At 68.6% G+C, this 7,403-nt stretch carries 5 protein-coding genes and 1 pseudogene; 5 read left to right on the top strand and 1 reads right to left on the bottom strand.

Annotated features, from left to right (window positions below):
- The 4 genes and pseudogenes from KRX55_RS03925 to KRX55_RS03910 all read left to right on the top strand — a co-directional run.
- Positions 1 to 220, top strand: a pseudogene (locus KRX55_RS03925) (bifunctional uroporphyrinogen-III C-methyltransferase/uroporphyrinogen-III synthase); the annotation flags it as partial.
- Positions 221 to 324: 104 nt separating this feature from the next.
- On the top strand, positions 325 to 1,338 hold the full coding sequence (gene hemB, locus KRX55_RS03920; RefSeq protein ID WP_370625745.1) for a porphobilinogen synthase: 1,014 nt from the start codon (positions 325 to 327) through the stop codon (positions 1,336 to 1,338).
- 168 nt (positions 1,339 to 1,506) lie between these two features.
- Positions 1,507 to 2,055, top strand: coding sequence for a hypothetical protein (locus KRX55_RS03915; RefSeq protein ID WP_218406487.1), 549 nt, complete (start codon positions 1,507 to 1,509; stop codon positions 2,053 to 2,055).
- 110 nt (positions 2,056 to 2,165) lie between these two features.
- Complete coding sequence (locus KRX55_RS03910) at positions 2,166 to 4,838, top strand: heavy metal translocating P-type ATPase (RefSeq protein ID WP_441303212.1); 2,673 nt, start codon at positions 2,166 to 2,168, stop codon at positions 4,836 to 4,838.
- Between the two features lie 33 nt (positions 4,839 to 4,871).
- Here the strand turns inward: KRX55_RS03910 and KRX55_RS03905 are convergent, their stop codons facing one another.
- On the bottom strand, positions 4,872 to 6,038 hold the full coding sequence (locus KRX55_RS03905) for an NAD(P)-dependent malic enzyme (RefSeq protein WP_218406486.1): 1,167 nt from the start codon (positions 6,036 to 6,038) through the stop codon (positions 4,872 to 4,874).
- A gap of 186 nt (positions 6,039 to 6,224) precedes the next feature.
- Between KRX55_RS03905 and hemE the strand changes: the two genes are divergently transcribed.
- A complete protein-coding gene (hemE, locus tag KRX55_RS03900; RefSeq protein ID WP_218406485.1) occupies positions 6,225 to 7,298 on the top strand; it encodes a uroporphyrinogen decarboxylase in 1,074 nt (357 codons plus the stop codon).
- Positions 7,299 to 7,403: the final 105 nt, after the last annotated feature.

Here is a 7,403-nt window from a genome sequence, read left to right as displayed (position 1 = left end):
CATCGCGGGCAAGCCCCACCAGCGGACGATCATCGCCTGCATCGGCCCGATGGCCGCGGCCACCGCCGCGGAGATGGGGCTCAGGGTCGATGTCCAGCCGGAGGTCGCCGGGGTCGCCGAGCTCGTCGATGCACTCGCCGCCCACGTGGCTGCCCTGCGGGCCGCCGGGCAGCTGCCGCCCCCGCGCAAGAAGCGTCGCTCGCGGCGGACGAACTCCTGATCCCTCCCCCACGTGCGGGCCGTGCACGGCCCGCACGTGGGGGAGTAGGACAGTAGGTGAGTCCCTTTCCGACACCCGCAACCCTTTCGAGAGGTCTGTTTCCCGTGACTGTTTCTTCCCGTCCGGTCCGTCGCCCGCGCCGTCTGCGCACGAGCCCGGCGATGCGTGAGCTGGTCGCCGAGAGCACGCTCCGCCCCGCGGACTTCATTCTCCCGATGTTCATCGCCGACGGCATCGACGAACCCAACCCCATCGCCTCCATGCCCGGCGTCGTGCAGCACACCACCGGCTCGCTCCTCGCCGCGGTGGAGGATGCGCGCGACGCGGGGATCCGGTGCATCGACCTGTTCGGTGTTCCCCGCCCCGGGGACAAGGACGCCACCGGTTCCGTCGCCTGGCGTGCCGACGGCATCCTGAACCGTGGCATCGCCGCTGTCCGCGAGCGCTTCGGTGACGAGATACTCGTCATGGCCGACACCTGCCTCGACGAATTCACCGATCACGGGCACTGCGGTGTCCTCACCGAGGACCGCTCGGGGAAGACGATCGTCGACAACGACGCGACCGTGGAGCTGTACCGGAGGATGGCGGTCTCCCAGGCGGAGGCCGGCGCCCACATCGTCAGTCCCTCGGGCATGATGGACGGCCAGGTCGCGGCGATCAGGGAGGCCCTCGACGACGCGGGCCACGGCGATGTCGCGATCATGGCCTACTCCGCGAAGTACGCCTCCGCCTTCTTCGGTCCCTTCCGGGAGGCGGTCGGGTCCTCCCTCGACGGTGACCGGCGCGCCTATCAGCAGGACCCCGCCAACTTCCGGGAATCCCTCCTCGAGGTCGAACTCGACGTCGAGGAGGGTGCCGATTTCGTCATGGTCAAGCCGGCGCTGCCGTACCTCGACGTCCTGAGGGCGGTGGCCGACACCTCACCCGTTCCGGTCGCCGCGTATCAGGTGTCCGGCGAGTACGCGATGATCAAGGCCGCGGGAGCGAACGGCTGGGTCGACGCCGACGCCGTAATGATGGAGTCGTTGACGTCCATCAAGCGCGCGGGCGCGGACCAGATCCTGACCTATTTCGCGGTGGACGCCGCCCGCAGGCTGCAGGACCGGTGGGCCTAGCCGGGCTGATACCGTCCCCCGACGTCGGTCCCCTGCGCACCGGCAACTACCGTGGGGAGCGGTCCTTCCGCAGGATCCCCGGGGCACCGCCGATCGTCGGTGGTCGCCGACGGCGCCCGGGATCCGTTGATCGACCCGGCACACCATCCCCGACGACAGGACACCCGTATGACGCAGCAGCCCGGGCGGCCCCAGGCGAAACCGGCCCCCACCATCCCGGAATCCGCCCGACTCGCGGTCCAGCTGTGGTGGGCGATGGTGGTCCTCGAGATCATCCACCAGATATTCAATGTGGTGATCAGCCTCATCGATCCATCCGCGGTCAAATCCAACGCGGACTTCGGCGGCACCCGTGGGGTTCCCGTCGACGATGTGATCACCGCCGCGATCATCATGGCCGGAGTACTGGGAATCGGGATCATGGTTCTCCTCGCGTTCGCCGTCTACGGGTACGCACGCAACAGTGGCCGGAAGTGGTTGCGGACCCTGCTGGTGTTCTTCAGTGTCTACTTCGCGGTCCGTGCGGTCGTCGTGTTCACCACGAGCCCCACGGGAACCGCCGCGCCGACGGCGCTGTACCTCATCGACGGGAGCCTGCAGATCCTCGCCGCCGTCGCCGGTGTCCTCGGACTGATCTTCAGCCGTCGTCCCGACGCCGTCGATTGGCGGGAGGGGGACGGCGGTGACGGGGGATCCCCGGGGGTTCCGGGACGGTAGCCGGGAAAACCCCGTGATCCGTGCCCTGATCCGGGTAGATTCGAACACCGAGGACCGTTCCACCCGGCGTACCGGGTGTGTCCACCTTCCGACCGACTCCAGGAAAAACCGTGACGCCGAAAAAGGATGACCCCACGACCACCGACAATCCGATTCCCGAGGTCTTCGTCCAGGACAGTACCCCGGAGGAGCTGAAGGAATCGGAGCGTCAGGTCGCCTCGGCGATCGCCGAGGCGAAGGAGGCCGCCCGCATGGCGGGTCTCGGGCCCCGCAACGGGGATGAGTCACTCCAGCTGCGCCTCGCCCGCCGGTCCGGCGGCGGATGGACCTCCTTCGCCCTCGAACTCGACGGCGTGAAGTCCGCGGTGCACGTCACCGAGATCCAGCGTGCCCTCAACGACATCGAGGGTGTCCGCGCGAGCGTGATCTACCCGACGTCGACCGCGTGGGTGACGGTGCCGGACGACGTCAATCCGGAGGAACTGATCCGCAGGCTCTCGGAGGTGGGGGTCAAGGCGTATCTCACCCGGTCATCGCTTCGCCGGCGTGCGGAACGCCTGGAGATAGCGAACCGCCGGAAACGTCTCGCCCAGCACCGGCACTCCCGGTCGGGGTTGGCCATCCGGGGACTCGGCCGCCGTCCCGGCCCGCGGACCCCCCGTGAGGTGGATCAGGAATCCCGGGACAAGGGGCGCCTGCGGTCGGACGTCCGGACCCTCCCGCGGGAGGCGGAGCCCACCGACGTGCTCTTCACCGCCCGGGCCCTGCTCACGCCGCTCCGGTTTCTCGTCAGCCTCGCACTGACCATTCCCGTCCTGGTGATGAACTATTTCCGCGACCTGCAGTTCGACTACTGGCAGTGGGTGTGCCTCGCCCTCGCGACCCCCGTGGTCCTCTGGGGAGCGTGGCCGTTCCACCGGGCGATGGTCGCCGGACTGCGCCGGGGTATGTCGGCTCTGGACGCCGCCAGCTCGGTGGCGATCATCTCCGCCTACCTGTGGTCGATCATGATGCTGACCTTCACGAAGGCCGGTGACGTGGGATGGACGTCATCCCCCGAATGGCTCGCCGTCAACCACTCGATCTTCTCCTCCGGGGAACTCTTCCTCGACGTCGCCTGCGGATCGACCGTTCTGCTCCTGGCGGGACGGCTGGCCACCCGGTCCGGCAGGAACTCCCTGCTCGACGAGGAGGGACAGAACATCGAGTCCTCGGTCTCCGCGGTGACCGTGGTCAGGAAGAACGCGCGCAGCGGCAAACCGGTGAAGAAGACCATCCCTCTGCAGGAGGTCCGCGTCGGCGACGACATCATCGTCCCCACCGGCCAGGTCATCCCGTCCGACGGTCGGGTCATCGGTGGTGCTTCGACCATCGTGCCCGGGCTGATCGGTGGTGGCCGGGAGACACTCGACGTCAAGGTAAACAGCGACGTCTACGCCGGCGGCATGAACCTCGGAGGGCCGCTGAAGATCCGTGTGCAGCGCACCGGTTCACGCACCCGCCTGGCGAGCATGCACCGGTGGATCGCCGAGGCCTCGCAGTACCAGAACCGTTCCGCGCAGCTGGCCACCCGCTCCGCGTCGCTGCTCGTCCCGTGGGCGCTCAGCCTCGCGACCCTCGACTTCTTCCTCTGGTGGCTGATCAGCGGCAACCTCAACGCCGCGTTCGCCACCGGTCTCGCCATGCTCGCCTGCGTCGGACCTGTCGCACTGGCACTGTCCACCCCGATCGCCATGCGACTGGGCATCGAGACCTCCGCCCGGCGCGGCGTACTCATGCGCAACGCTGAGACCATGCGCCAGCTAGACGAGGTCACCACGGTCATCTTCAACCGGGTGGGCACCCTCGCGAAGGGTGAGATGGCGCTCGAGACCATCACCACCGAGCTGGGGGAGAATCCCGAACTCGTTCTCCGCGTCGCGGGCGCGCTCGCGATGGAGAGTGACCACCCGGTGTCCAAGGCACTCGTCCGTGCCGCCCGTGAGGCCCGCGACTCGGGGGCCGGCGGCGAGGAGGTCCCGCACTGGATCGAGGTCAACCACGTCCGGATCACCGACGGCGGGAACTTCTCCGGACAGGTCGAGATCCCGATGCCCGACTCCGACGGAAACCTCGAGCTCCGGACCGTTGAAGCCACGCTGTGGCGCCCGCGGGACCTCTCGGAACTCGACGGTCGCCTCGCGACCGCATCCGTCGCCGGCGGCACCCCGCTGGTGGTCAGCTGGAAAGGCAGGGCACGGGGCGTCATCACGCTCTACGACAAGGTCAAGGACGATGCGATCGACGCCGTCGCGGAACTGGAGAACCTCGGACTGGAGACGATGATGCTGACCCGGGACACCTATCCCGTCGCGCGTCGGTTCGCCGACAACCTCGGAATCTCGAAGGTGCTGGCCGGTATCGCACCGGGCAAGAAGGACATCGCGGTGCGCAGCGTGCACGCCCGCGGCGAGACCGTCGCGATGGTCGGCGACACCTCGGTCCTCGGCTGCCTCCGGGTCGCCGACATCGGTGTACTCATGGGCTCCGCAGACGACCTCGACCACGACGAGGCCGACGTCGTGCTGCTGCGGGAGGACGTCGAGACCGTGCCCGAGATGATCGTCCTGTCCCGCCGGGTGTCGGCTCTCGCGGACCGCAACATCATTCTCGCCTGGACCTACAACGGGGTGGCGATGGCCGCCGCGGCCGCGGGTGTCCTGCACCCGATGGCGGCGACCGTCCTCATGGTCGCCTCCTCTCTCATCATCGAGTACCGCTCGCAGCGGGTCAGGAAGTTCTGACGGCGCATCGCCGCCGCCCACCCGCGCCCGGGATCAGCCCTCAGCGAGCGCCGCGGCCTGCACCGCTGTGCTCACGGCGGGGGCGACCCGCGCGTCGAGCGGCGAGGGGACGATGTACTCCGCGTCGAGACGCTCCGCCGCGATGTCCGCGATGGCCCTCGACGCCGCGAGTTTCATCGCCGGGGTGATCCCCGTGGCCCGGGCGGCGAGCGCCCCCTGGAAGATGCCGGGGAAGGCGAGCACGTTGTTGATCTGGTTGGGCAGGTCGCTGCGTCCGGTGGCGACGACCGCCCCATAGGTGTACGCGAGCTCCGGGGTGATCTCCGGATCGGGGTTGGCCAGGGAGAACAGGATGGGATCCGGGGCCATGAGTTTGAGTGCGTCCTCACCGACGTGCCCGCGGGACAACCCGATGAAGGTGTCCGCGCCGGCGAGTGCCTCGGCCACGCCGCCCGAGACACGGCGGGGGTTGGTGATGTGCGCTAGCTCCTGCTTCACGGAGTTCAGGGGAGTGCGGTCCGGGTGGATGATCCCCCTCGAATCCAGCATCACGATGTCCCGGATACCCGCGTGGATGAGCATCTTCGCGCACGCGACACCCGCGGCGCCGGCACCGGAGATGACCACCTTCAGGTCCCTGAGTTTCCGGTCCAGGAGCGTGCACGCGTTGCGCAGCGCGGCGGTGATCACGATGGCCGTCCCGTGCTGGTCATCGTGCATCACCGGGATGTCGAGGGCCTCGATCAGGCGACGCTCCAGCTCGAAGCATCGGGGTGCCGAGATGTCCTCGAGGTTGATCGCACCGAACGACGGCGCAAGGGCCACGATCGTGGCGAACAGCTCGTCCACGTCCGTGGTGTCCAGCACGACGGGCACCGCGTTGAGCCCGGCGAACCGGCCGAACAGCTGGGCCTTGCCCTCCATGACGGGCAGCGCCGCCCTGGCTCCGATGTCGCCCAGTCCCAGAACTGCACTGCCGTCGGAGATCACCGCGACGTTGCGGCCGGCCCACGTGTAGTCGTGGGAGAGCGCGGGATCCTCCCGGATGGCCTCACACACCCGGGCCACACCGGGTGTGTAGGCGATGGACAGGTCGTGCACGGTGTCCAGTGGCCGACGGGACATCGTCCCGATCTTGCCGCCCTCGTGCGCCGCGAAGATCTCGGCGTCGGTCAGTGTCGCTGGATGATGGTCGCTCATGGGTGGGTCCTCTACGATCTTCTGCCGGGGAAATGAACGTGACTTCACCATTTAAACCCCCGGTGGCATGAAGGGGGGTGTTTCGCGGGTGGAGTGTGAGCGTATTCATACGAGTTCCTCTCTCTCACCCGACCACCGGGCCGTCCGTCTGGCCTTCGGGTGAGAGGGTCAGGCAGGATGGGACGCATGACAGCACCCTCACCGGCGGCCCGCCGCACGCTCGACAACGCCCCTCTCCTCGACGCCGCCGCCGGCCGGACCCCCTCCCGCCCGCCGGTGTGGTTCATGCGCCAGGCGGGACGCTCGCTGCCGGAGTACCGGAAGGTCCGTGAGGGCATCGCGATGCTGGACTCCTGCTTCATGCCGGACCTGCTCGCCGAGATCACCATGCAGCCCGTCCGAAGGCACGACGTCGATGCGGCGATCCTGTTCTCCGACATCGTCGTCCCGCTCAAGGCCGCCGGCGTCGACGTGGAGATAGTCCCGGGCCGTGGCCCGGTGGTGGAGCACCCGATCCGCAGCCGCGCGGACGTCGACGCGCTCCCTGTTCTGGACCACGAGGTAGAACCCGTCGCCGCCGGCATCGACCTCATCCTGGATGAACTGACCGACACCCAGGCGCTCATCGGCTTCGTCGGTGCGCCCTTCACCCTCGCGAGCTATCTCGTCGAAGGTGGGCCCAGCAAGAACCACCAGGTCACCAAAGCGATGATGCACGCCGATCCCGATACCTGGCACGCGCTCATGCGCCGCATCGTGCCCACGGTCACCGCCTTCCTCCGCACCCAGGTCACGGCGGGCATCGACGCCATGCAGCTGTTCGACTCCTGGGCGGGGTTCCTCACCGAACGCGACTACCGGGACCACGTCCTGCCCTACTCGACCGAGATCCTGGCGAGCATCGCCGGGGAGATCCCGCGCATCCACTTCGGTGTGACCACCGGCGAACTGCTGGGTTCCATGGCGGAGGCCGACAGCGAGGTCATGGGCGTCGACTGGCGCGTGCCCCTCGACGAGGCGGCCCGCCGCATCCGCGCCACCGCTGGCCCGAAGGTCCTGCAGGGCAACCTCGACCCCGCCCTCCTGTTCGCCGGAGAGAAGGTCGTTGAGCAGGAGATCACCCGCATCCGCGCGGAAGCCACCGCCGCGATCGCCGCCGGAGACGCCACCGGGCACATCTTCAACCTCGGTCACGGAGTGCTCCCGGACACCGATCCCGACGCGATCACCGCGGCCGTCGCCGCGATCCACGCGGGGTAGAACGGATGCCTGCTCCACGCGCCACGACCCGCGGGTCCCGGGGCGCGCCGGGGTACTAGGCTTGGGCGGGAAACACCCGAACACCAACGAGCCCCCTTCCCACAG

Origin of the sequence: Corynebacterium sp. TAE3-ERU16 (assembly GCF_019209935.1) — a bacterium.
Taxonomy (GTDB): Bacteria; Actinomycetota; Actinomycetes; order Mycobacteriales; family Mycobacteriaceae; genus Corynebacterium; species Corynebacterium antarcticum.
The sequence above is the reverse complement of the archived record's forward strand: the minus strand, read 5'-3'. Positions and strand labels throughout refer to the sequence as shown.